This window comes from Lysinibacillus sp. 10T31 (assembly GCF_056394365.1).
The window spans coordinates 1-886 of sequence record NZ_JBFTHS010000148.1 but is presented as its reverse complement, the minus strand read 5'-3'; the positions used below and the strand labels follow the sequence as shown (position 1 = coordinate 886).

Below are 886 nucleotides of genomic sequence, written 5' to 3'. Positions count from 1 at the left end.
CCCTCAAAGACGATGAGGTAGATAGGTTCGAGGTGGAAGTGTGGTGACACATGGAGCTGACGAATACTAATCGATCGAGGACTTAACCAAAAAAGTTTGAAACATTCAATGCACCGTTTATCCAGTTTTGAAAGAACAAAGATTTTCAATAAAATACTTGCATACATAACGAAAATATGTTACAATAAGTATTGTCTTTCAAAATAGTCTAGTGATGATGGCAAAGAGGTCACACCCGTTCCCATACCGAACACGGAAGTTAAGCTCTTTAGCGCCAATGGTAGTTGGGGGCTTCCCCCTGCGAGAGTAGGACGTCGCTAGGCTATATGATAAAATTATTCCGAAGTAGCTCAGTTGGTAGTAGCACCTGACTGTTAATCAGGTTGTCGCAGGTTCGAGTCCTGCCTTCGGAGCCATTCTTGGAGAGTTGTCCGAGTGGCCGAAGGAGCACGATTGGAAATCGTGTAGGCGGTTAACACTGTCTCAAGGGTTCAAATCCCTTACTCTCCGCCAGCACTTTAAGGATTTGTCATTCCAAACGAAGGCCCCTTGGTCAAGTGGTTAAGACACCGCCCTTTCACGGCGGTAACACGGGTTCGAATCCCGTAGGGGTCACCATTTAATACCCAGATGGAGGATTAGCTCAGCTGGGAGAGCATCTGCCTTACAAGCAGAGGGTCGGCGGTTCGAGCCCGTCATCCTCCACCATTATTTAAATAAATCACCTTATTATCGCGGGGTGGAGCAGTGGTAGCTCGTCGGGCTCATAACCCGAAGGTCGTTGGTTCAAATCCGGCCCCCGCAACCAAAATGGTCCCGTGGTGTAGCGGTTAACATGCCTGCCTGTCACGCAGGAGATCGCCGGTTCGATCCCGGTCGATCCCGG

General features: G+C 49.0%; 5 tRNA genes and 2 rRNA genes. All 7 read left to right on the top strand.

Features of this window, described 5'->3' with window-relative positions:
• Nucleotides 1-90, top strand: a 23S ribosomal RNA gene (locus tag AC1DCY_RS27290); the annotation flags it as partial.
• 117 nt (nucleotides 91-207) lie between these two features.
• A 5S ribosomal RNA gene (gene rrf, locus AC1DCY_RS27285) occupies nucleotides 208-323 on the top strand.
• Between the two features lie 16 nt (nucleotides 324-339).
• Nucleotides 340-416, top strand: a tRNA-Asn gene (locus tag AC1DCY_RS27280).
• Nucleotides 417-421: 5 nt separating this feature from the next.
• Nucleotides 422-513: transfer RNA gene (locus tag AC1DCY_RS27275), tRNA-Ser, on the top strand.
• A 30-nt stretch (nucleotides 514-543) separates the two neighbouring features.
• Nucleotides 544-618 (top strand) — tRNA-Glu (locus AC1DCY_RS27270).
• A 14-nt stretch (nucleotides 619-632) separates the two neighbouring features.
• Nucleotides 633-708 (top strand) — tRNA-Val (locus AC1DCY_RS27265).
• A 25-nt stretch (nucleotides 709-733) separates the two neighbouring features.
• Nucleotides 734-808, top strand: a tRNA-Met gene (locus AC1DCY_RS27260).
• The last annotated feature ends 78 nt before the right edge of the window (nucleotides 809-886 follow it).